24 protein-coding genes are annotated in these 23,055 nt (G+C 30.9%); 16 read left to right on the plus strand and 8 right to left on the minus strand.

Going from position 1 to position 23,055, the window contains the following annotated elements; translation table 11 throughout:
* The first annotated feature begins 32 nt into the window (after positions 1-32).
* The 8 genes from rpsK to ACVC08_RS11960 all read left to right on the plus strand — a co-directional run bounded on the left by rpsK (position 33) and on the right by ACVC08_RS11960 (position 8,050).
* Entirely contained in the window at positions 33-416 is a 384-nt protein-coding gene (rpsK, locus tag ACVC08_RS11925; protein WP_452597392.1) for a 30S ribosomal protein S11, read from the plus strand.
* A gap of 173 nt (positions 417-589) precedes the next feature.
* Positions 590-1,195 carry a 30S ribosomal protein S4 gene (gene rpsD / locus ACVC08_RS11930; RefSeq protein ID WP_452597393.1) on the plus strand — a complete coding sequence of 202 codons (606 nt, stop codon included), beginning with the start codon at positions 590-592 and terminating at the stop codon, positions 1,193-1,195.
* A gap of 100 nt (positions 1,196-1,295) precedes the next feature.
* Complete coding sequence (locus ACVC08_RS11935; protein WP_452597394.1) at positions 1,296-2,288, plus strand: DNA-directed RNA polymerase subunit alpha; 993 nt, start codon at positions 1,296-1,298, stop codon at positions 2,286-2,288.
* A 60-nt stretch (positions 2,289-2,348) separates the two neighbouring features.
* Positions 2,349-2,819 carry a 50S ribosomal protein L17 gene (gene rplQ / locus ACVC08_RS11940; protein ID WP_452602175.1) on the plus strand — a complete coding sequence of 157 codons (471 nt, stop codon included), beginning with the start codon at positions 2,349-2,351 and terminating at the stop codon, positions 2,817-2,819.
* A gap of 115 nt (positions 2,820-2,934) precedes the next feature.
* A complete protein-coding gene (gene carA / locus ACVC08_RS11945; RefSeq protein WP_452602176.1) occupies positions 2,935-4,038 on the plus strand; it encodes a glutamine-hydrolyzing carbamoyl-phosphate synthase small subunit in 1,104 nt (367 codons plus the stop codon).
* A gap of 153 nt (positions 4,039-4,191) precedes the next feature.
* Positions 4,192-5,481: a phosphopyruvate hydratase gene (eno, locus tag ACVC08_RS11950; RefSeq protein ID WP_452602177.1), complete on the plus strand. Its 1,290-nt coding sequence runs from the start codon at positions 4,192-4,194 to the stop codon at positions 5,479-5,481.
* Between the two features lie 304 nt (positions 5,482-5,785).
* Positions 5,786-7,072 (plus strand): citrate synthase, encoded by a 1,287-nt coding sequence (locus tag ACVC08_RS11955; RefSeq protein WP_452602178.1) that lies wholly within the window; start codon positions 5,786-5,788, stop codon positions 7,070-7,072.
* A gap of 63 nt (positions 7,073-7,135) precedes the next feature.
* Positions 7,136-8,050 carry a dimethylarginine dimethylaminohydrolase family protein gene (locus ACVC08_RS11960; protein ID WP_452602179.1) on the plus strand — a complete coding sequence of 305 codons (915 nt, stop codon included), beginning with the start codon at positions 7,136-7,138 and terminating at the stop codon, positions 8,048-8,050.
* 155 nt (positions 8,051-8,205) lie between these two features.
* On the opposite strand, the gene ACVC08_RS11965 is transcribed toward ACVC08_RS11960, so the two are convergent.
* From ACVC08_RS11965 to ACVC08_RS11975, 3 genes are all read right to left on the minus strand, one after another.
* Positions 8,206-10,518, minus strand: a complete 2,313-nt coding sequence (locus tag ACVC08_RS11965) for a TonB-dependent receptor plug domain-containing protein (protein ID WP_452602180.1) — start codon at positions 10,516-10,518, stop codon at positions 8,206-8,208.
* Positions 10,511-11,407 carry a FecR family protein gene (locus tag ACVC08_RS11970; protein ID WP_452602181.1) on the minus strand — a complete coding sequence of 299 codons (897 nt, stop codon included), beginning with the start codon at positions 11,405-11,407 and terminating at the stop codon, positions 10,511-10,513. Before ACVC08_RS11970 ends, ACVC08_RS11965 begins: the two co-directional genes overlap by 8 nt.
* Before the next feature lie 67 nt (positions 11,408-11,474).
* A complete protein-coding gene (locus tag ACVC08_RS11975; RefSeq protein ID WP_452599645.1) occupies positions 11,475-11,990 on the minus strand; it encodes an RNA polymerase sigma factor in 516 nt (171 codons plus the stop codon).
* A gap of 143 nt (positions 11,991-12,133) precedes the next feature.
* Between ACVC08_RS11975 and ACVC08_RS11980 the strand changes: the two genes are divergently transcribed.
* From ACVC08_RS11980 to ACVC08_RS11995, 4 genes are all read left to right on the plus strand, one after another.
* Positions 12,134-13,864, plus strand: coding sequence for a hypothetical protein (locus ACVC08_RS11980; RefSeq protein WP_452602182.1), 1,731 nt, complete (start codon positions 12,134-12,136; stop codon positions 13,862-13,864).
* Between the two features lie 353 nt (positions 13,865-14,217).
* Entirely contained in the window at positions 14,218-15,546 is a 1,329-nt protein-coding gene (ffh, locus tag ACVC08_RS11985) for a signal recognition particle protein (protein WP_452599647.1), read from the plus strand.
* A 128-nt stretch (positions 15,547-15,674) separates the two neighbouring features.
* Entirely contained in the window at positions 15,675-16,559 is an 885-nt protein-coding gene (locus ACVC08_RS11990) for a bifunctional 5,10-methylenetetrahydrofolate dehydrogenase/5,10-methenyltetrahydrofolate cyclohydrolase (RefSeq protein WP_452602183.1), read from the plus strand.
* 32 nt (positions 16,560-16,591) lie between these two features.
* A complete protein-coding gene (locus ACVC08_RS11995; RefSeq protein WP_452602184.1) occupies positions 16,592-17,305 on the plus strand; it encodes a YwaF family protein in 714 nt (237 codons plus the stop codon).
* Positions 17,306-17,324: 19 nt separating this feature from the next.
* On the opposite strand, the gene ACVC08_RS12000 is transcribed toward ACVC08_RS11995, so the two are convergent.
* Genes ACVC08_RS12000 through ACVC08_RS12010 form a run of 3 tightly spaced genes read right to left on the minus strand, consistent with a single transcriptional unit; the run spans position 17,325 to position 18,455 of the window.
* A complete protein-coding gene (locus tag ACVC08_RS12000) occupies positions 17,325-17,747 on the minus strand; it encodes a VOC family protein (RefSeq protein WP_452602185.1) in 423 nt (140 codons plus the stop codon).
* Positions 17,748-17,788: 41 nt separating this feature from the next.
* Complete coding sequence (locus ACVC08_RS12005) at positions 17,789-17,881, minus strand: LPXTG cell wall anchor domain-containing protein (RefSeq protein WP_452602186.1); 93 nt, start codon at positions 17,879-17,881, stop codon at positions 17,789-17,791.
* Position 17,882: 1 nt separating this feature from the next.
* Entirely contained in the window at positions 17,883-18,455 is a 573-nt protein-coding gene (locus ACVC08_RS12010) for a hypothetical protein (protein ID WP_452596961.1), read from the minus strand.
* Positions 18,456-18,859: 404 nt separating this feature from the next.
* Between ACVC08_RS12010 and ACVC08_RS12015 the strand changes: the two genes are divergently transcribed.
* The 4 genes from ACVC08_RS12015 (at position 18,860) to ACVC08_RS12030 (ending at position 21,379) form a co-directional block, all read left to right on the plus strand.
* Positions 18,860-19,681, plus strand: coding sequence for a TlpA family protein disulfide reductase (locus ACVC08_RS12015; protein WP_452602187.1), 822 nt, complete (start codon positions 18,860-18,862; stop codon positions 19,679-19,681).
* Between the two features lie 130 nt (positions 19,682-19,811).
* The gene (locus tag ACVC08_RS12020) at positions 19,812-20,300 is read left to right on the plus strand and encodes a CHAP domain-containing protein (RefSeq protein WP_452602188.1); all 489 of its coding nucleotides are present in this window, start codon (positions 19,812-19,814) and stop codon (positions 20,298-20,300) included.
* A gap of 161 nt (positions 20,301-20,461) precedes the next feature.
* A complete protein-coding gene (locus tag ACVC08_RS12025) occupies positions 20,462-20,818 on the plus strand; it encodes a hypothetical protein (protein WP_452602189.1) in 357 nt (118 codons plus the stop codon).
* 111 nt (positions 20,819-20,929) lie between these two features.
* Entirely contained in the window at positions 20,930-21,379 is a 450-nt protein-coding gene (locus ACVC08_RS12030; RefSeq protein ID WP_452602190.1) for a GNAT family N-acetyltransferase, read from the plus strand.
* Positions 21,380-21,383: 4 nt separating this feature from the next.
* Here the strand turns inward: ACVC08_RS12030 and ACVC08_RS12035 are convergent, their stop codons facing one another.
* Positions 21,384-22,259, minus strand: a complete 876-nt coding sequence (locus ACVC08_RS12035) for a LytR/AlgR family response regulator transcription factor (RefSeq protein WP_452602191.1) — start codon at positions 22,257-22,259, stop codon at positions 21,384-21,386.
* Positions 22,259-23,041: a 23S rRNA pseudouridine(2604) synthase RluF gene (gene rluF, locus ACVC08_RS12040; protein WP_452602192.1), complete on the minus strand. Its 783-nt coding sequence runs from the start codon at positions 23,039-23,041 to the stop codon at positions 22,259-22,261. Before rluF ends, ACVC08_RS12035 begins: the two co-directional genes overlap by 1 nt.
* Positions 23,042-23,055 lie beyond the last annotated feature (14 nt).

Raw genomic sequence — 23,055 nt, forward strand, 5'->3', positions numbered from 1 at the left:
CTATCAACTAATAAACTAAGAACTAGAAAGACATGGCAAAGACAAGTACTAAAAAACGTAAAGTTATAGTAGATTCTGTTGGAGAAGCTCATATCACTGCTTCATTTAACAACATTATCATCTCTCTTACCAACAAAAAAGGTGACGTAATTTCATGGTCATCAGCTGGTAAAATGGGATTTAGAGGTTCTAAAAAGAATACTCCTTACGCAGCACAATTAGCAGCAGAAGATGCATCGGAAGTAGCTAAAGAAGCTGGATTAAAAAAAGTAAAAGTATATGTTAAAGGACCAGGAAATGGTAGAGAATCTGCTATCCGTTCTATCCATAATGCAGGTATAGAAGTAACAGAAATTATTGATGTTACTCCATTACCACACAATGGATGTCGTCCTCCAAAGCGTAGAAGAGTATAATTTATACAACATCTAAAATTAATATCAGCTATATAACATAGCTGATATTAATTTTTTTGTGTAAATTTGCAAACTGAAAAAATAATTAACACAAGTATCAACTGAGAGGTTAACGATTATCGAAGGATAAGATTAAGACCTTAATTCATAATCACTCTCAAAACAAATTTAAAATGGCAAGATATACTGGTCCTAAAACTAAAATAGCTCGTAAATTTGGCGAAGCTATTTTCGGAGATGACAAAGCCTTCGAAAAAAGAAATTACCCTCCAGGTCAACACGGAAATAACAGAAGACGTGGAAAAAAATCTGAATATGCAATCCAATTAATGGAAAAGCAAAAAGCTAAATACACTTATGGTGTATTAGAAAAGCAATTCAGAAACATGTTTAAAAGAGCAACTGCTGCTCCTGGAATTACAGGTGAAGTTTTATTACAATTATGTGAGTCTCGTTTAGACAACGTTGTATTTAGAATGGGAATTGCTCCAACAAGAAGTGCAGCAAGACAATTAGTATCTCACAGACACATTACTGTTAATGGAGAGTTGGTAAATGTACCATCTTACCAGTTAAAAGCAGGAGATGTTGTTGCTGTAAGAGAGAAGTCTAAATCACTTGAAGCTATTGAGAGATCTTTATCAAATTCAAGTACAGTATTCGAATGGATTACTTGGAACAATGACAAAAAGGAAGGAACTTATGTTTCTATTCCAGCAAGAATACAAATTCCTGAAAACATCAATGAGCAATTCATAGTCGAATTATACTCTAAATAATAAATTAACTACATTGGTATTTAGCCAAAGGGTTTATTTGTACTTCTTCAAACTTATAAACCGCGCAACTAAATAACAATTAAAACGAAGAAACAACAATATGGCAGTATTTAATTTTCAGAAGCCCGACAAAGTAATCATGATCGATTCAACCGATTTTGAAGGTAAATTTGAATTTAGACCTTTAGAACCTGGTTACGGATTAACAGTAGGAAACGCACTTAGAAGAGTTTTATTATCTTCTTTAGAAGGCTTTGCTATTACATCTGTTAGAATTGAAGGTGTAGATCATGAATTCTCAACAATTGCTGGTGTCGTAGAAGATGTAACTGAAATTATTCTGAATTTAAAACAAATGTGTTTTAAAAGACAAATAGAAGACGTAGACAATGAGTCAGTTTCTATTTCTATTTCAGGACAAGATCAAATTACAGCAGGAGATTTCCAAAAGTTTATTTCAGGATTTCAAGTATTAAATTCGGATTTAGTTATCTGTAATTTAGATCCTAAAGTAAATATTAACATGGAAATTACAATTGAAAAAGGAAGAGGTTATGTTCCTGCAGAAGAAAATAAAAAAGCTTCAGCACCAATAGGAACAATCTTTACAGATTCAATTTACACACCTATAAAAAATGTTAAGTATAGCATTGAGAATTATCGTGTAGAACAAAAGACAGATTACGAAAAATTAGTTTTCGAAATCATTTCAGATGGTTCAATAACACCTCAAGATGCTTTAACAGAGGCTGCAAAAACATTAATTCACCACTTCATGTTATTCTCAGATGAGCGTATAACATTAGAAGCTGATGAAATTGCACAAACTGAAACTTATGATGAAGAATCACTTCACATGAGACAGTTACTTAAAACTAAGTTAGTAGATATGGATTTATCTGTACGTGCACTTAATTGTTTAAAAGCTGCTGAAGTAGATACTTTAGGAGACCTAGTATCATTCAACAAAAATGATTTAATGAAGTTCCGTAACTTCGGTAAAAAATCTTTAACAGAGCTAGAAGAACTAGTAAACGTGAAAGGATTAAATTTCGGAATGGATTTATCAAAATATAAACTAGATAAAGACTAATACATCATATTTTGCTCCTCATTAAGAGTAGAAGCAAGATGGTGATTAAAACAAAATGTCATGAGACACGGAAAAAAAGTAAACCACTTAGGTAGACAAACTGCTCACAGAAAAGCAATGTTAGCAAATATGGCTTGTTCTTTAATTCAGCACAAGCGTATTAACACTACAGTAGCAAAAGCAAAAGCTTTAAAGCAATTTGTAGAGCCAATGATTACTAAATCTAAATCAGATACAACTCACAACAGACGTATCGTATTTAGTCGTTTAAGACAAAAAGAAGCTGTTACAGAATTATTTAGAGATGTAGCTGCTAAAATTGGTGATAGACCAGGAGGTTATACAAGAATAATTAAGCTTGGTAATCGTTTAGGAGATAACGCTGATATGGCAATGATTGAGTTAGTAGATTACAACGAAATCTATAATGCTGATAAAGCTGCTAAGAAAACAACAAGAAGAAGTAGAAGAGGAGGAAGTAAGCCTGCTGCTGCTCCAGTTGAAACAAAAGCAACTAACGAAGAAGAATAAATGTTAATAAGCATTTTAAATATAAAGGATAAACTATTTTAGTTTATCCTTTTTTTTATGCAATTTTGCGAAACTTTTGTTATCGCGAAAACGAAAACATAACACAACTACTACAATGAAATATCAAAAACTAAAAAAAGCACTCATTCTACTTGCAGACGGAACAATTTTTCACGGTAAAGCAGTAGGTAGAGAAGGAAGCGCCTTTGGAGAAGTCTGTTTTAATACAGGTATGACTGGTTATCAAGAGATTTTTACAGACCCATCTTATTATGGGCAATTAATGGTCACAACAAATGCACACATTGGAAATTACGGTGTTAATGACAATGAAATGGAATCTGATTCTGTTAAAATAGCTGGGTTAATTTGTAAAAACTTTAGTTATGAATATTCTCGTGATGATTCTAATGGCTCTTTAGAAGATTTTTTAAATGACAATAATCTCTTAGCAATCTCTGATGTAGATACTAGAGCATTGGTAAGATATATTAGAGATAATGGTGCTATGAATGCTGTTATATCTACAGAAGTAGATAACATAGAAGGTTTAAAGAAGCAACTAGCAGAAACACCAGATATGAATGGTTTAGAGTTAGCTTCTAAAGTCTCTACAAAAGAACCTTACTATGTTGGGGATGAAAATGCAGCTATTAAAATAGCAGCTTTAGACATAGGAATTAAAAAGAATATTCTTAGAAACCTTGTAAAGAGAGATGCTTATGTAAAAGTATTTCCATATAATTCTACTTTCGAAGAATTAAGTGCATGGAATCCTGATGGTTACTTTTTGTCTAATGGGCCAGGAGATCCAGAACCTTTAGTAGAAGCACAAAATTTAGCTAAAGAGATTATAAAAAGAGATTTACCATTATTTGGTATTTGTTTAGGGCATCAGGTGATCGCTTTGGCTAATGGCATTTCTACCTATAAAATGCATAATGGACATAGAGGAATAAACCACCCTGTAAAAAACATGTTAACAGGTAAAGGAGAAATAACCTCTCAAAACCATGGCTTTGCTATAAATAGAGAAGAAACAGAAGCTCATAACGATTTAGAAATAACCCACGTACACTTAAATGATAATACAGTTGCTGGAATAAAAATGAAATCTAAAAACTGTTTTTCTGTACAATATCACCCAGAAGCAAGTCCTGGACCACACGATTCATCGTACTTATTTGATGAATTTATAAACAATATTAAATCTAACTAATACATAAAAGGCAATAAAACAGACAATTTATTGCCTTTTCAATTTTACTAAAACGTTTTAGCAATTATTTTATTTAATTCTGAAACAAATACTATTTACAACCCAGAATTTAACTGTAAATTTGAAGGGTATTAAAAATTTAAATTACTATTTATGAGTATTATTATCAATGTTCACGCAAGACAAATTTTCGATTCAAGAGGAAATCCAACAGTAGAAGTAGATGTAGAAACAGAAAACGGATACTTAGGTAGAGCAGCTGTACCATCTGGTGCATCTACAGGAGAACATGAAGCGGTAGAGTTACGAGATGGAGGAGACAAATTCATGGGAAAAGGCGTAACTAAAGCTGTAGATAATGTAAATTCTATTTTAGCAGAAGAACTTTTAGGCATTAATGTATTCGAGCAAAACTACATAGATACTTTAATGTGTAAAATAGATGGAACACCAAACAAATCTAAATTAGGAGCTAATGCTATTTTAGGAGTGTCTTTAGCTGTTGCAAAAGCAGCAGCAGCAGAATTAGGTATGCCATTATATCGTTATGTAGGTGGGGTAAGTGCAAATACACTACCTGTACCAATGATGAATATTATAAATGGAGGATCTCATAGCGATGCACCAATTGCATTTCAAGAGTTTATGGTAATGCCTGTAAAGGCAGAAAATTTTTCTCATGCTTTACAAATGGGAACAGAAATATTTCACAACCTAAAAAAGGTATTACACGATAGAAACTTAAGTACAGCTGTTGGAGACGAAGGTGGATTTGCACCAACATTAGATGGAACAGAAGATGCTTTAGATACTATAGCTACTGCTGTGAAAAATGCAGGGTATACATTAGGAGATGATGTTATGATTGCTTTAGATTGTGCCGCAGCAGAATTTTATGTAGATGGTAAGTATGACTATTCTAAATTTGAAGGAGAAACAGGAAAAGTAAGAACGAGTATAGAACAAGCAGACTATTTAGCAGAATTATCCGAAAAGTATCCTATTATTTCTATTGAAGATGGTATGGATGAAAACGACTGGGAAGGTTGGAAATATTTAACAGAGAAAATTGGAGATAAAGTACAATTAGTAGGAGACGATTTATATGTAACCAACGTAGAACGTTTATCTAAAGGTATTCAGCAAAACATAGCTAACTCTATTTTAATAAAAGTTAACCAAATAGGAACGTTAACAGAAACAATAGCAGCTGTAAATATGGCTCATAATTCAGGATATACTTCTGTGATGTCTCATCGTTCTGGAGAAACAGAAGATAACACTATTGCAGATTTAGCCGTAGCTTTAAATTGTGGGCAAATTAAAACGGGTTCAGCATCACGTAGCGATCGTATGGCTAAGTATAACCAGTTACTTAGAATTGAAGAAGAATTAGGAGATGTAGCTTATTATCCAAAAGAAAAAGCATTTAAAATTAATTAATAATAAGTTTAAAGTTGAACGAACTTAAAGCCATTAACTACTAGTTAATGGCTTTTTTTGTAAAGAGAACTCTCATACTGTTTACTTTTTGTAGCGCTTAAAAATTTAATAACAATATCTTAACTAAAAAACTTGTAATTAAAGAGTAATTTTGTCGACAATTATTAGGTAAATAACCACTTTTTTTTGTGATAAGTTTTAACAATATTTTAATTGTTAAAACCTTTGCTAATGAGTTTCATAAATCGCTACATATTTTGTAAATTAGCAATCCGCAAAAACAAGTAAAAATTCAATAGAACATATGTCAAAAACTGCTACGTTAGAAATTAATGGACAAAAGCATGAGTTCCCTTTAATAACAGGGACAGAAAATGAAGTTGCAATAGATATAAAAACACTTAGAGGTGCAACAGGAGGAGTTACTACAATAGATCCAGGATATAAAAATACAGGATCTTGTGAGAGTGCAATAACCTTTTTAAATGGAGAGGAAGGAATTTTAAGATATAGAGGTTACGCTATAGAAGATTTAGCAGAAAAAGCAGATTTTTTAGAAGTAGCTTACCTTTTAATTTTTGGAGAGTTACCAACTAAGGAGCAGTTAGATAAATTTCATACAGATGTTAAAAACGAATCTGTAGTAGATGACGATATTAAAAAAATATTAGACGCTTTTCCAAAGTCTGCCCATCCAATGGGAGTGTTATCGTCTTTAACAAGTGCTTTAACAGCATTTAATCCATCTTCAGTTAATGTAGATTCTGAAGAAGATATGTACAAGACGGTAGTTAAAATAATGGGTAAATTCCCAGTATTAGTAGCTTGGACTATGCGTAAAAAGAGTGGCTTACCATTAAACTACGGAGATGATTCATTAGGTTATGTAGAAAATATCTTAAAAATGATGTTTGGAAAGCCTAATGGGGAATACACTCAAAATAAAATTTTAGTTAATGCATTAGATAAATTATTAATATTACATGCAGATCATGAGCAAAACTGCTCTACATCTACAGTAAGAATGGTTGGGTCTTCCCACGCTGGTTTATTTGCTTCACTGTCATCAGGAATTTCTGCACTATGGGGGCCACTTCACGGAGGGGCTAATCAAGCTGTTTTAGAAATGTTAGAAGCTATTAAAGAAGATGGAGGCGATACTAAAAAATTCATGGCTAAAGCTAAGGATAAAGCAGATCCTTTCCGTTTAATGGGATTTGGTCATAGAGTATATAAAAACTTTGACCCAAGAGCTAAAATAATTAAAGTAGCTGCAGATGAAGTATTAGCAGATTTAGGAATTGAAGATCCAGTATTAGATATCGCTAAAGGACTAGCTTCTGAAGCATTAAATGATGAATATTTTGTAAAACGTAAATTGTATCCAAATGTAGATTTCTATTCAGGAATTATATATAGAGCAATGGGAATACCAGTAGAGATGTTTACAGTAATGTTTGCATTAGGGCGTCTACCAGGTTGGATTGCACAATGGAAAGAAATGAGAACTCGTAAAGAACCTATAGGCCGTCCAAGACAAGTTTACATAGGTGAAAACCACAGAGAATTCAAAACAATAGATAATAGATAATATTTCGAATATTTATATACAAAGCTTCATAAAATTTTATGAAGCTTTTTTTATATTTACCTTATGTTAAAACTAAATGTAAAAAACGAAACAGCAAGATTACGAGCTGTTGTTTTAGGAACTGCAAAAAGTAATGGTCCAACTCCTAAAGCAGAGGATTGTTACGACCCAAAAAGTAAATTACATGTCTTAGCAGGTACGTACCCTGTAGAGGAAGATATGGTTAAAGAAATGGAAGCTGTAGCTGATGTTTTTAAAAAATATGATGTAAAAGTATTTAGACCAGAGGTTATAAAAGACTATAATCAAATTTTTTCAAGAGATATAGCTTTTGTTATAGACGATAAACTAGTAAAAGCAAACATATTACCCGATCGTGACAGAGAATATGAAGCTATACAACATGTAATAAAAGAAATTGCTCCTGAAAATATTATAGAATTATCTGAGGAATGCCATATAGAAGGAGGAGACGTTATGCCATGGAATGATTACATTTTTGTAGGAACCTACACAGGCGAAGATTATTCTAATTATATTACAGCACGTACTAATGCAGATGCAGTGATTGCACTACAAGAGCATTTTCCTAATAAAACAGTTAAGGCTTTCGAATTAAGAAAACATAATACAGATCCCAAAGAAAATGCACTACATTTAGATTGTTGTTTTCAACCTATAGGGACAAATAAAGCCATACTACATAAAAATGGCTTTTTGGTAGAACGCGAGTATGAATGGTTAGTAGAATATTTTGGAAAAGAGAATATCTTCGAAATTACAAAAGATGAAATGTATAACATGAACAGTAATATTTTCTCTATTTCTGAAAATGTTGTTATTTCCGAACAAAACTTTACACGACTAAACACTTGGTTGCGAGAAAAGGGCTTTATTGTAGAAGAAGTACCTTATGCAGAAATTGCGAAGCAAGAAGGGCTACTACGCTGTAGTACTATGCCTTTAATAAGAGACTAGTTAACCCTACTAACAGAGTTAAGTTTATAGTAATTATTTTAATTAAAGCAGTACATAATTCATAGGTAAATAGTATAATCCATGGATTGAAGAAAGAGTATGTAGAACTCGATAGATTTTTATTTATCGAGTTTTTACATTTTAATAGGAGCTTTTTAAAAATTAACCCTAAAACTAAGATTAGGAGTTATACCTAGAGATTTAGTTTCAACTTCGGTAACACTATCATCATCTTCTAAAATGTAATATGTATTTAAACTATTATTTCTGTTAAGTACATTCCAAATAGATAACCCAAGTTTTGCTTTTGTTTTTCTAGATAAATCAAAGTCATAAGTAGTAGAAAAATCAGTTCTAAAATAATCACTTAAATTACTACTATTAGGAGAATCGTAATTAATAGAACCATCAAAAACCTCATTACCTTTTACAGGTTTTGTTATAGCTTTACCAGAACGCCAATTAACACCTAATGCGAATTTTAAATCATTAATAGAGTAGGTACTAGCAAAAGTAACAGTATGCCTAATATCTAAATTATTAGGAAAAGAGATGCCATTATTTAAAGTGCTAAAAGTATAGTCGTTTTTACTTAAAGAATAACTTAACCAAGCACTAGTGTTAGTATAGCGTTTATTAATTAAAAAATCAATACCCTTTACACGGTAACTACCAATAGCATTAACAAATTGATATTGGTTTTGAAACCCTTGACTTCTGGTTTTAATGCCATCTACATTTTTATAAAAAGCCTCTGCACTTATAAATAATTTATTTTTATCATAGTGAAAACCAATAGATGCTTGTTTACTTTGTATAATAGGTATTGTTGTGTTATTTGCTAAAACCCATCGGCGTTCATCTATTCCTAAAAAATCGTTTTGTCTATTTACACGTTGAGAAGTTGCTTGGTTTTTATACTCGCCTAAAACTTCAATTTTTAGATGTTTAAATAGCTGTTGTGTAAAACTTAACCTAGGCTCTAATATCAATTTATTAAATTTATCAAAATAATTACTCCTAATACCAGCTCTGAGTACAGTTTTTTTATTGTTAGACAGAAATGAAATCTCACTATATTCAGAATGTGTTCTTAATACCTCTTTTATATTACTAGTAAAAGCGGGTGTATTAACATCTAGAAAATTTGTTATACCAACCTCTGTAAATTGGTATCCATTAGTCCATTTTAAATTATCACTTAAAATATAATCAGCCTGAACTTTTATGCCAGTATCTAAAACTTCATTCTGTTGAATTAAGCGTTGGTTGTTGGTTACATCAAAATCTGTTGCATTTAATTTATAATTAGAAGAGTAAAAATGAATATTAGTAGATAAACGTTCACTCCACTGTCTGTTATAAGATAAACCTGCTGCCAAATTAGATTGAGAGATGCCACTATTTGAAATATTTTCGGTAACCGTAGTGTTATCTTTTTCAAGATAGTCTAGCGTGTTAAACATAGTAATAAAATTAAAACGTAGCTTATCTTTTTTAGAAATATCATGTAAAATTTTAATACCAAAGTCGTAGAAATAGAAAGTGTTATTTATAGAAATCGTTTTATTAGGATTGGTCTGGCCATCCGAAATATCAGAATTTTGCAGAATACGATCAAAAAATTGATCATAAGTGGGTGTTTTAAGCCCAGTAACAGAATGGCGTAGAGATGCTTGTATTTCTAAATTATTATTTAATGGAATTTTTGCAAAACCATCAGCGTAGAGAAGATTAACTCCAAGACCACTACTAAAGTTGGAATTAATAACATCATCTAATTGAATATTTATAGTACTAGAAATACCATCTCCATAAGCAGCGCTTGTACCATTTTTAGCTACTAATACATTTTTAGTAAGGTAAGGGCTAAAACCAGAGATTAAGCCAAAAAAATGACCAGATTGATACATTTTTATACCATCCCATAAAATTAGGTTTTGGTTATGGGTACCACCTCTAACATTTAAAGAGGAAACTGTTTCGTTATTACTTAGTATTCCTGGTAATGCCTGAATGGTTTGAAGTATATCTGGTTCTATTAATCCAGGTAATATACCAAATCCTTTAGGCTTTATGTTAATAGTTCCTGTTCCAGATTTAGAAATGCCAGAGGTTAAGAAATTGGAGATACTAATTTCATCTAATTCATGAACATTTAAAACATTTACTTTAGGAGAAGTAATGGCTATAAAACGATCATTTAATACTTTAAACTTAAGGCCAGTTTCTTTTTCTATAAGTAATAAGGCTTCTTCAAGACTTACAGCTTTACCAATAATAGCACTTGTTGTTTTATCTCTTACAGTAGCGTCTGCATAAGAAAAACTAATGTTATAATTATGTTCTAGGATTTTTAAAATAGGAATAAGCGGTCGCTTTTCGGTTTTAGTTTCTTGCGAAAACACATTCGAAAAACTAAAAACAAACGCTAAAATTAAAAGTAAAAGCGTACTTTTTTTATTCACTCTTTAGTATTATCGTACTATCTTTTTTAACGTACGTTATATTAAGAGGAAGTGTTATTGCTTTTAAAGCTAAGTCAATATCATTATGCGTAAAACTTCCAGTAAATAACTGTTCCTCATTAATAGTATTAACATTAAAAGTAACATTATATTGTCTTTCAAATTCAGAAATAACAGTTTTAAAAGGCATACTAGTAAAACGACTTTCGTTATTTATCCATGATGGCGTAGTACGCGTAATAGGTGTTCTATTTATATAGTTATTACCAATAACTAAAAAGCTATCACCAGGTTTTAGTATAACAGATTTTAAGTTGTGTTCTACTTTTACAGAACCTTCATAACAAATAACTTCAAAATAATTAGCACGTTGTTTTATATTAAATTGAGTTCCAAGAACGGTTACTATACCAGCAGAAGTATTTACTTTAAATTTAGAGCCTTTGGCAACTTTAAAGTAGCCTTCACCTTTAAGAGAAACAGCTCTGTTATCTTCCCAATTATGCTTGTTAAAAACAATAGAAGAGGCAGCATTGATCGTTACAGATGATGCATCTGGTAATGTAACAGTATCTTTTTGGGCAGTTAAGGTTTCTACAGTAGTATCTAAAGTAGTTGTATAATAATATGAGCCAAAGCAAATAGCTAATATTGCCGCAACACGAAGTAGAGGCTTTAACCAATTTGTCTGTTTTTTAGACTTGCTTTTTAATGTATTAGTTAAGCGTTCTAGTTCTATATCAGTATTAAAGCTATCTGCTTTAAACTGTTTTATGCCATTATCTAATGCCATTAACTCCTTATAATCGTCAAGCTTTTTAAAAGCTTGAAATTCTTCAGGACTTAACTCATTGTCTAGCCATTTTCGTATTAAATCTTTTGTATTCATAATCTGTATTCAACATTATAACAACTCAACATAAAAAACTCCTACTAAAAAGGTTTTATAATTTATTTTAAAGCTCTTTTATATCTTCTCGTAACTTTTTTAAAGCGCCATAAATACGCTTTTCAACGGCTTTTGTGCTAATATCTAAAAGCAAAGCAATCTCTTTATGTTTTTTACCTTCAACTCTATTGAGTAAAAAAGCAGTACGTTGTGCCTCTGTTAAATTAGAAATAGCAGTTTGTAATTTATTTAAATACTCGTTTTCTTCCATTAAAAACTCAGGAGTCTCGTTAGTATGGTGCTTTTGAGGTTTTTCGCTATATTTTAATTTTACTTTTTGGTGTTTAACTTCATTCAGCATTAAATTATTACCAATAGTAAATAAATAACTCTTTGCTTTTTCGGGTTGTACTTTAGCACAGTTTTCCCAAAGCTTAATAAATGCTTCCTGTACTTTATCTTTTGGGTTTAAATGGTTACCAAATTTATAATACAGAAAGTCATGTAAATCTTTAGAATACTTTTTAAAGAAGGCATTAAATCTTACTTCGTCACAAATAGTATTGTGTATTTTTTTTATCATACATACAGCAATAAGGTATTACAAAGAAGGAACAATTTTTTTAAATAGTCAAGGTAGGAGTTTTTTTTATCCAGTTGTTTAATTTACAGAAACAAGAAAAGTTTCTATGAAAAAGAAAAATAATTGTTATTAAACCCTACAGTATGAAGCCAATTTTTAAGATAAAAAAATTAAGGAATCGTCCTTTTTTGCCACTCTCTATTGTACTGGTTTTCTTAATTGTTATTTTATTGTTTACTTCCTGTCAAGATGAAGTAACCGAAATAACTGGGCCAGATCAACAAGAAATAATTGTTCCTAATTCTAATTTAGCAAACTTAATGCAAAAAACAGTATCCATGGATGGCTCTGTGGATAATATTATAGACAACGCTAGTTGTTTAGCTATAGAATTACCAGTAACGGTTTCTGTAAATGGAGTAGAAATAATAATAGACTCTGAAGCAGATTATGATGTTATTGAAGCTATTTTTGATGAGTTTGGAACAGATGAAGACACTTTAGAAATTATATTCCCTATAACTATAATTTTAAGTGATTATTCAGAAATTGAAATTAATAATAATGATGAACTAGTAGAATTTATTGAAGAGTGTGCAGGCGAAAATGAAGAAGATGATGATATAGAATGTATAGATTTTCAATACCCAATAACCCTTTCTTTATATAATACTGGTTTTGAAGTAATAGAAACAGTTACTATAGAAAATGATGAAGCCTTATATAGTTTTATTGAAAACCTAGACGGCTCTGTTTTAGCAAGTTTAAACTTTCCTATTACTTTAATATTAAATGATGGTTCTACAGTTGAAGTTAATAACAATCAAGAATTACAACAAGCAATTGAAGCTGCAGAAAACACCTGTGATGAAGATGACGATAACGATTGGAATGATGACGATGATGATGCTTGTACAGAAGAATTTGTAGAATTAGCTTTAAAAGAATGTATATGGAATATTGTATCCTATAACGGAGATGATGTTTTTGTAAATTATAATATAGATTTTAATGCAAATTATGAATTTACTATTACGTCAAATGGCGTTGTAATTCACGACGGGACATGGTCAGTTTCAGAAAATAATAATACAGTTACAGTAGACTTAGAAACTTCATTTCAAGATATAGCAGGAAGCTGGGTAGTAGAAGAGTGCCAAATAGATAGATTTGAATTAGAAAATGAAACCGCAGCAGGAACCAGAGAAATTATAATGGAGAGAGATTGCGAAACGAATACTAATCCGTTTGAGTGTTTTTCAAGTTTCAATGCAACAATAGCAGAATGCGATGTTGATGGTGATGGCGTTGCAGAATTTAATCTAACAGAAGCATTTAGTAATTGCATAGTACCAGCGATACATAATGTAATGTATTATGAAACACTTGCAGATGCACAAAGCGAAACAAATGCAATACCAAATCCAACAATTTACACTAATACAATTGTATCATATCAAACAATTTATGCAAGAGTAGAGGTAATATCTAATACCAATACTTCTTTTGAAGTGTTTGAAATAGAATTGATTGTAGAAAACTGTATAACTACCTGTGATGAGTTAGCTGTAGACGATTATTTACAAACTTGCATTTGGAACGTTGTAAATTATAATAATAGCGATGATTTAATTATTTTTGCACTTGATTTTAATGATGATGGTACACTGGTTATTAACGGAGATGGGCAAACTATAACAGCAATGTGGTCTACATCAGTGACCTCAGCAGGAGTTTGGGTTGAGTTTACAGGAGTTAATGGAGCCAACATACAAGCCATAACAGGAAATTGGTTAGTAATAGAATGTGCAGAAGATAGGTTAGAAATGACAAAAGACTCTAACACAATGGTTTTAGAGCAGACATGTAATTAAAATATAAATAATGAAATACTTTTAATATAGTGGAAATGCTTATATTAGTATTTTATAGAAATAAAACAATAAATCGTAATAGATTTAGTTTACAATACACTAATAATTCCCAATATTAGTTTTTATAGTAGTTAAGTTAAAAAGAGTTACCCCCAAAGTAACTCTTTTTTTATAGAACAAAGTTGTGTAAAAGCATTTTAAAAAAAGATTAAATTAACAAATTCTAAATAAAGGCTTTAGTTTTTTTACAAAGTCATAATTTATGTGGTATATGTTGTTAAAACGCATGGTTAAGTAAAGAAAAAAACAAAATATTTATTTACTTTTGCAATTCTTAAAAAGTAAAGAAAACTATGTTTAATAATTTAAGTGAAAAGTTAGATAAAGCGTTACACGTATTAAAAGGGCATGGTAGCATTACAGAGGTAAATGTTGCCGAAACTTTAAAAGAAGTACGTCGTGCGTTATTAGATGCCGATGTTAACTTTAAAATTGCTAAAGAGTTTACCAAAAAAGTAAAAGAAAAAGCAATTGGAGAAAACGTACTAACAACTTTACAGCCTGGCCAGTTAATGGTTAAAATCGTTAAAGACGAATTAACCGAATTAATGGGTGGGGATGCAGCAGGCGTTAATTTATCTGCTAAACCAAGTATTATCTTAATGTCTGGTTTACAGGGGTCTGGTAAAACAACATTTTCTGGTAAATTAGCAAACTACTTAAAAAATAAAAAAACAAAGAAACCATTATTAGTTGCGTGTGATGTTTACCGTCCTGCTGCCATAGACCAATTACATGTTGTTGGTGAGCAAATTAAAGTAGATGTATATAGCGATAGAGGAAATAACGATCCTGTGGCTATAGCACAAGCAGGTATAGCACATGCAAAAGAAAATGGACACAATGTGGTTATTATAGATACCGCAGGACGTTTAGCTGTAGATGAGGCGATGATGACCGAAATCTCTAATATCCATAAAGCTATAGAACCACAAGAAACACTTTTTGTTGTGGACTCTATGACAGGACAAGATGCCGTTAATACAGCAAAAGCCTTTAATGATGTATTAAATTTTGATGGAGTTATTTTAACAAAATTAGATGGAGATACAAGAGGTGGAGCCGCAATTTCTATTAAATCTGTAGTAAATAAACCAATTAAGTTTATAGGTACAGGAGAAAAAATGGAAGCGATAGATGTATTTTATCCTTCACGTATGGCAGATCGTATTCTTGGAATGGGAGATGTTGTATCTTTAGTAGAAAGAGCTCAAGAGCAATTTGATGAAGCTGAAGCACGTAAGCTGCAAAAGAAAATAGCAAAAAACCAATTTGGTTTTGATGATTTCTTAAAGCAAATTCAGCAAATAAAGAAAATGGGAAACATGAAAGACCTTGTTGGAATGATTCCCGGAGCTGGTAAAATGATGAAAGATATAGATATAGACGATGATGCTTTTAAACATATAGAAGCCATTATACATTCTATGACTATTAAAGAACGAACAAACCCAGCAATAATTAATGCAAGCCGTAAAAAGAGAATAGGAAAAGGCTCAGGGACATCTGTAACTCAAGTAAATCAATTACTTAAACAGTTTAACCAAATGAGTAAGATGATGAAGATGATGCAAGGCGGTGGCGGAAAACGTATGATGCAAGCAATGAAAAACATGAGGTAATCCCTCGTGTTTTTTTATTTATAAAATAAATTAGCCATGTCGCGTGCAGGTGGCAAAAATAAATAGATACTAATAAGAACGCTCTGCACAACAATTTTATATCTATTACAATTACAACATTACTAAACATGACACTACTAGACGGAAAGAAAGTAAGCAACGACATTAAAGACGAAATAGCCAATGAGGTGAAAAAAATGAAAGCTAATGGGGAAAAAGTACCACATTTAGCGGCAGTTATTGTTGGAAATGATGGAGCGAGTCTAACCTACGTAGGAAGTAAAGTAAGAGCTTGTGAACGTGTTGGTTTTGAGTCTACCATGGTGAGACTGTCCAATACAACAAGTGAAATAGAATTATTAGATAAAATTGAAGAATTAAATAATAATGACGATATCGATGGCTTTATTATTCAATTACCTTTACCTCCACAAATTAATACGCAAAAAGTATTAATGGCAGTACATCCAGATAAAGATGTAGATGGGTTTCACCCAATGAATTTTGGTAAAATGGCATTAGACATGTCTACGTTTATTCCAGCAACACCATTTGGAATATTAGAACTATTAGACCGTTATAATGTAGATACCAAAGGAAAGCATACAGTGGTTATTGGAAGGTCTCATATTGTAGGAAGGCCTATGAGTATTTTAATGGGAAGAAAAGGGTTTCCAGGAAACTCTACGGTAACATTAACCCATAGTCATACTAAAAATATTACTCAAATTATTTCTCAGGCCGATATCGTTATTTCTGCATTAGGAGTACCTAATTTCTTAAAAGCAGAAATGGTTAAAGACGATGTGGTAGTTATTGATGTAGGAATTACTCGTGTACCAGATGATACAAAAGTAAAAGGCTATAGAATTACTGGAGACGTAGACTACGAAAACGTAAGTAAAAAAGCAAGTTATATAACACCAGTACCAGGAGGAGTGGGACCTATGACTATTGCTATGTTATTAAAAAACACGTTGTTAGCTAGAGAGCGCCACAGAGAAACTAAGTAAGCTTATACGTATATTTATGTATATTGCATTATATGAAATATGCACTTGTTCTATTGGAGAGAGTACAAATAGGGTCGTTACAGCACTTACTACCTATATTTATAGGAATAGTATTTGGAATTAGTTTAATATATTTTGCTAAAAATAAGTGTAATAGCAAACAACAAAAAATTATTTTTAATGTACTAGGTTCCTTTATTTCTTTAACTATAATAATATTCAATATTCAAAACTATAGTTTAGGTAACTATAGTTTAAGTAGAGATTTGCCATTGTTTCTATGTAGTTTTATGGCATTAATTATACCCGTTTATACCTACTATAGAAAGTACTGGATGTATGAAATCCTGTTTTTTTGGGTAATAGCAGGTACTACTCAAGGTATAATTACTCCAGATATTGCTAATGGCTTTCCTGTATTTGATTATTTTAGATATTGGATTGTACATGTGGGGTTAGTAGTAGTAATGCTCTATGCCACATTTGTGTTTAATTATAGGCCAAGATTTAAAAGTGTTTTTAAATCTATAATTGCCTTACAGTTTTATATTTTAATAATGTATGTAATTAACTTAGCTTTAAATGCTAATTATTCATATTTAAATGCTAAGCCAGAAGGCGCTTCTGTATTAGATTATTTTGGAGATTGGCCTTATTATATAGTTAATGCACAATTAGTTATTATACCGTATTGCTTATTAATTTATTTACCTTTCTATATAGAGCGAAAAATTAAAAACAAATAAAAAATATATTATAAGCTATTTACTTGGCGAACAGTTGGTCTATATCTTTAAAAGCTTTAAACTCTAAAGCATTTCCTGAAGGATCTTTAAAGAACATAGTGGCTTGCTCACCAATTAAACCTTTAAACCTTATATAAGGCTTTATAATAAATGTAATGTCTTTTTGTTGTAAACTCTCAGCAAAAGAGTGAAACGTATCCCATGGCAAGACTACACCATAATGAGGTACAGGAACAGCCTTTTCATCTACAATATTTGTAACAACATCATTATTAGTTTGTGCCTTATAATGGATAACAAGTTGGTGTCCAAAAAAATTAAAATCTACCCAATGCTCACTGCTTCTTCCCTCTTCACAATTTAAAACATCCCTATAAAAAGTACGACAAGCTTCTAAATTGTGAACAGGAATAGCAATATGAAAAGGAGATAGTTGAGACATAATGTAAGATTTAAGTACCCTATAAAAATACTATTTAATTCTTACTTCTTTTTCTTTTTAATGGTATAATATGCAGCCACAACCAAAGCTGTTAGAGTGCCTGCTATTATAGCAATAATACTTCCAATTGACATTTTATATTTTTTTAGATCTAGTACATTCTATTTTCCAAGTAGGGTAAGTTATAGTTTCTGCTTTGTCAACCCATTCACCTACCCATTTATACCCTTTTTTGCTTATATCGTAAAAAGATAATCTATAATACCCCTCTGTTCCATTAGGAGCTTTATGTTCTTTATATAATACTATTTTACCATCCTTTTTGTTACCAGTCCATGTCGATAACGTTGTCGATGGCTTTTTAGAAGCATAATAATGTACGTACCACTTGCTACTATCTGCAATAAACTGTCTAATGCTTCCAGAATTTGCACCATCGGCTTTTAATGTTTCATCTTGTACAGCTTTACCATTCATAATATATTTCCACCTCCAAACCATGTCTACTGGGGCATTCCATGTACCATCTTGTTTTCTAGAAGTCGATTTACAGTTGCATTCTCCCATTAAAGGCTCATAATCCTTAATTTGCTCAGGAGCATCAGGATGAGGCTGTCCATAAGGAAAAGCTTTAGAAGGCTCGTTTTCTGTTTGTGCAGAGACCGAAGTAATTAATATTAAACATAAAAGTAGTAATGTGTTTTTCATAATAGTCGTTTTTTGTTTATACTTCAAATCAAAGCAAAAGAAAGTTGTGTATTACATAAAATGCAGTAAAAAGCATGCTATTTGCAGTAAAAAGCGTTAATAAAAAGCTAATGTTTAATGGTAACAAATTGTTACAGGAGAATATTCTCTATAATTATATTTTCTAATTATCCGTTTTGTATCATAATGCTACTTATGGCATCATGCTTAACTTGTTTCAACATCACATAATCTCTTAAAAATATAAATGCTTCATGGTGAGAACCTGAAATTGGTATAGGTTGACAGTATACTTTATGATAGATTACGAGTATTTAATTATATTATAAATTAAAACAATATTGCTTTCTATGTTTGTAGAATATAAAATAACCTCTACATTTATAGAATAAAGCTGTTAGCCAATGAAAAATCATTTTTATTTAATATTACTCTTATTTATTACCTTTTCTTCTTGTAAAGAAAAAATACCTACAACAAATAATAAAACTGAAAACATAGATATTGGAGCCCCTTTTGTAAATTATAACGATTTGGTAAATGATTATATGACATGGTGGAGCTATCATTACAATAAAATTAATTTATCGTTAGACTTTATTGCTATTAACGAAGATTTTGAAGTCATATCTAAAAATGAGTTTCTAGAAGCTTTAACTACTGGGAATTATATAACAATACAATTAAAACCAGATACTAAAACTGTAAAGTATAAACTTTATAAGCTAGGCGAAGACGTTAACCAAGCAATTGCATCTACAATTAAAAGTGTTTCTGTAACAGCTTTAAAACATTATAAAATGGAAGGAACAACTTTTCCTGAGTTTAATGTTACAGACATAAAAGGAAAACAGCACTCGAATAAAACAATAAAAGGTAAAACAGCAATATTAAAAACGTGGTTTATAGCCTGTAAACCTTGTGTGGCTGAATTTCCTGAACTTAATAGATTAGTAGAAGCATATAAAGAAAAAGACGATATTGTATTTACAAGCTTTGCTATAGATACTAAGCCTAAACTAGATGTATTTTTAAAAGAAAAACCCTTTTATTATAATGTAGTAGCCGAGCAGAACGATTTTATAGAAAAGAAGCTTAATTTACAAATATACCCAACGCATATAGTAGTAAATAATAAAGGTATTATAGTTAAGGTGGTTAACAAGGTGTCCGAGCTTATTACTTTTTTAAATAATAAAGAGGAGATAAACGCTAATAACTTGTAATACACATACAGAAACAAAAGTTATTTATAATAAATTGAAAAAAAGAATTTTATTCATACTAGGTATACTTATAGTCATTATAAGTGTTCTTATTATATCAAAAAAGATTAATTTAAACCCCATTTATAAAGTGGGGCAAAAAATAGACTCTTTTAATGGTGTAGAAGTTTATTTTAATGGAGCTGTTGAAAACGTTGAGGGACGAGAGTATACTAAAGATGGTTATAATCTAGGATTAAAGTACCAATGTGTTGAATTCGTAAAACGATATTATTATAAAGAATTAAATCATAAAATGCCCAATAGTTATGGACATGCTAAAGACTTCTTTATTACTAGTTTAAAAGATGGGAGATTAAATAAACAGCGTAATTTAAATCAGTTTACAAACCCAAGTATGTCTATTCCTAAGGTAAATGATTTAGTAGTTTATTCGGGGACAGTTTTAAATAAATATGGGCATGTTTCTATAATATCTGCTGTAACAGAAAGCGAAATAGAAATTATACAACAGAACTCTGGAACTTATGGTAAAACAAGAGAAAAATATGATTTAATTAAGGAAGAAGGAAAGTGGTTAATTAAGAATAATCGAATTCTAGGTTGGTTGAGGAAATAATTCACCTTAGAAGTTATAATTAACTCTAAATAAAAGCTAATAAAATCGTTTACTCCTCAAAAACCAACGCTTAATAATTAATTATAAACACATGCTTGTTTTAAAGATGTAAGTAACTGAACATATAATAGATTTGAAAATAAATCTAAAATAACGTAACAGTGAAAACAGAAAAAACACTTAAAGGTATATTAATATGGTTACCATCATTAATTATATTATTATTTTACATCCCAAATGCTTTAAATAAATTACTAGAACCAAGCCAAACGGGTAAAATTGTAGAAAACAGTGCAGCAATACTAATTGCAGGCATTTTTATACTAGTAGGAGTTATTCTATTTTTATATAATAAAACAATGCTTTATGGCGCCCTAATGTTAGTATTATATATGGTTTTTATAGTGTTGGTACATATGTATAAAGGCAAACCTGCCGAGCTTGCTATGTTAATACCAATAGCTACTATATTGGCAGCATATATTAGAAAACCATTATTGTTTAACAAATGCGATTAAATTATTTGCTATTAGGTCTTATACGAAAATAGAATAAATAAAAAGAAAATTATTTTTTAATTACATTTAGGTTTCAATTGAAAATAAATAAAGATTATAAGGTGTAAAACAATGAAACTTATAAGAACCAATTCTGAAAACAAAGATTTTATTGCATTAGTAAAACAGTTAGATGCCTATTTGGCTGTAACAGATGGAGACGATCATGCATTTTACGATCAGTTTAATAAATTAGATAGTATAAAACACGTGGTAGTTGCTTACAATAAAGACATACCGTTAGGTTGTGGCGCAATAAAAGAATTTAATACCCATACAGTAGAAATTAAACGTATGTATACGTCTCCAGAAAGTAGAGGTAAAGGCATCGCGTCGATACTACTTTTAGAATTAGAGGCATGGACTAGAGAGCTGTCTTATAATACATGTATTTTAGAAACAGGAGTAAGGCAAGTAGAAGCCATCGGGCTGTATAAAAAAAACGGATATACCTTAATCCCTAATTATGGTCAATATACAGATGTAAAAGATAGTAGGTGTTTTGAAAAGAATTTAGGTTAAAACCTTAACCAACAAAATCCCTAACCAACTTTAATTTACTCTTAGAAATTGCAACTTCTACGTTGTTATCTAAAATTAAAACAGGAGATTGCGATAAATTAATTTCTTTAGCAAATACCATGTTTACAATAGCTTTGCGGTGTACGCGTAAAAAGTTATCGCCTAATTTTTGTTCTAAAGCTTTTAAAGAACTTCGCATAGTATAAGTTTGTGCAGAAGTTGTGTGTACTTTTACACAATAATCATCGGCTTCAATCCAACAAATATCTTTTACAGGAATAATTTTTCGTTTGTTTCCAATTTTAATATTTAAAATAGAAGCTTTATCATCAATTTTAGTACTTAATTGTTGGTAAAGCGTTTTGTTTTCTTGTTTTAAATCTGCTACCGTTTGTATTTCTATCTGTAGCTGTTCGTTAACAAAATAGAAATGTAAAATTATAGAAATAGCAATGTAGCCCAAAGTATACATTGGACCTTTTTGAAAAGCAAAAAAGGTAACATATTCTGTTATAAAAGGAGATAAACTAATCTTGGTTTGGGTAAGTAACATTTGGATAAACGCGATACTTATTACATTAATTAAAACCAAACCGAGTATAACCAAGCTAAAGTTAATAAAACGAGTTAAAGTAAGGGTGTGTTTAGTAGCACTACGCTTTACAAACCATACTAAAATAGCAGACAAACCTAGCCAAATTACCCAACGATAAGTTTGTGTTTTTAGTAAGCCAAAAAAAGTAGCGTCATTACCTAAATTAAAACGTTTTATATAAAACAGTTGTTGTGCGGTCTCGAAAGTAATAGTAACTACTAATACTAAAAAAATAATAGTATATATGCGTTTAGTATTAGATATGTTTCTAAAAACGTTACGCATTATCGTTTGCGCCTATTTACAGACTGTATGTTCTTGATAGAAGGCTTTGAGTTAAATGTTTTGTCGGAGTCTTTTAAAAGTCCTTTAAGCGTTTTTAGTTCTTCTGCTGTAAACGCTCTGTATTCACCAATGGGTACATCTAGAGGGATATTCATAATACGTGTACGTTTTAAAGAGGTTACCTCATAAGTTAAATATTCGCACATTCTACGAATTTGTCGATTTAATCCTTGTGTTAAAATAATTTTAAAGGTTAAAGAGTCTATTTTTTCTACTGTACAAGGTTTAGTCGTTTTATCTAAATCTGACAAATAAATACCGCCAGCCATTCGTTTTATAAACGTTTGCGAAATAGGCTTGTCTACAGTAACTACATATTCTTTTTCGTGGTTGTTACTAGCTCTTAAAATCTTATTTACAATGTCTCCATCATCAGTTAAAAAAATTAAACCTTCACTTGGTTTATCTAATCGTCCAATAGGAAAGATGCGCTTAGGGTAATTTATAAAATCTATAATATTATCCTTTTCAACACGCGTGTCTGTAGTACAAACAATACCAACAGGTTTATTAAAGGCGAGATAAACAAAATCAGACTTTCGTTCGGTAATAGACTTACCATCAACTTCAACAATATCACTCTCTTTTACTTTGGTTCCCATTTCTGGTATAGAGCCATTAATAGTTACACGCCCAGCATCAATAAGTCTATCGGCTTCACGACGCGAGCAATAACCAGCTTCGCTTAGGTATTTATTAAGTCTAGTTAATTTTTCTTCCATACTGCAAAGTTACG

This window comes from Pontimicrobium sp. MEBiC06410, assembly GCF_053601615.1.

Coding starts and splice junctions, on each gene's coding strand:
- rpsK (WP_452597392.1), top strand. CDS start 33: ATGGCAAAGACAAGTACTAAAAAACGTAAAGTTATAGTAGATTCTGTT.
- ACVC08_RS11975 (WP_452599645.1), bottom strand. CDS start 11,990: ATGATAAAAAAAATACACAATACTATTTGTGACGAAGTAAGATTTAAT.
- ffh (WP_452599647.1), top strand. CDS start 14,218: ATGTTTAATAATTTAAGTGAAAAGTTAGATAAAGCGTTACACGTATTA.
- ACVC08_RS11935 (WP_452597394.1), top strand. CDS start 1,296: ATGGCAGTATTTAATTTTCAGAAGCCCGACAAAGTAATCATGATCGAT.
- rplQ (WP_452602175.1), top strand. CDS start 2,349: ATGAGACACGGAAAAAAAGTAAACCACTTAGGTAGACAAACTGCTCAC.
- ACVC08_RS12005 (WP_452602186.1), bottom strand. CDS start 17,881: ATGTCAATTGGAAGTATTATTGCTATAATAGCAGGCACTCTAACAGCT.
- rpsD (WP_452597393.1), top strand. CDS start 590: ATGGCAAGATATACTGGTCCTAAAACTAAAATAGCTCGTAAATTTGGC.
- ACVC08_RS12030 (WP_452602190.1), top strand. CDS start 20,930: ATGAAACTTATAAGAACCAATTCTGAAAACAAAGATTTTATTGCATTA.
- carA (WP_452602176.1), top strand. CDS start 2,935: ATGAAATATCAAAAACTAAAAAAAGCACTCATTCTACTTGCAGACGGA.
- ACVC08_RS12010 (WP_452596961.1), bottom strand. CDS start 18,455: ATGAAAAACACATTACTACTTTTATGTTTAATATTAATTACTTCGGTC.
- ACVC08_RS12035 (WP_452602191.1), bottom strand. CDS start 22,259: ATGCGTAACGTTTTTAGAAACATATCTAATACTAAACGCATATATACT.
- ACVC08_RS11970 (WP_452602181.1), bottom strand. CDS start 11,407: ATGAATACAAAAGATTTAATACGAAAATGGCTAGACAATGAGTTAAGT.
- ACVC08_RS11995 (WP_452602184.1), top strand. CDS start 16,592: ATGAAATATGCACTTGTTCTATTGGAGAGAGTACAAATAGGGTCGTTA.
- ACVC08_RS11990 (WP_452602183.1), top strand. CDS start 15,675: ATGACACTACTAGACGGAAAGAAAGTAAGCAACGACATTAAAGACGAA.
- eno (WP_452602177.1), top strand. CDS start 4,192: ATGAGTATTATTATCAATGTTCACGCAAGACAAATTTTCGATTCAAGA.
- ACVC08_RS11980 (WP_452602182.1), top strand. CDS start 12,134: ATGAAGCCAATTTTTAAGATAAAAAAATTAAGGAATCGTCCTTTTTTG.
- ACVC08_RS11960 (WP_452602179.1), top strand. CDS start 7,136: ATGTTAAAACTAAATGTAAAAAACGAAACAGCAAGATTACGAGCTGTT.
- ACVC08_RS12015 (WP_452602187.1), top strand. CDS start 18,860: ATGAAAAATCATTTTTATTTAATATTACTCTTATTTATTACCTTTTCT.
- ACVC08_RS12000 (WP_452602185.1), bottom strand. CDS start 17,747: ATGTCTCAACTATCTCCTTTTCATATTGCTATTCCTGTTCACAATTTA.
- rluF (WP_452602192.1), bottom strand. CDS start 23,041: ATGGAAGAAAAATTAACTAGACTTAATAAATACCTAAGCGAAGCTGGT.
- ACVC08_RS11955 (WP_452602178.1), top strand. CDS start 5,786: ATGTCAAAAACTGCTACGTTAGAAATTAATGGACAAAAGCATGAGTTC.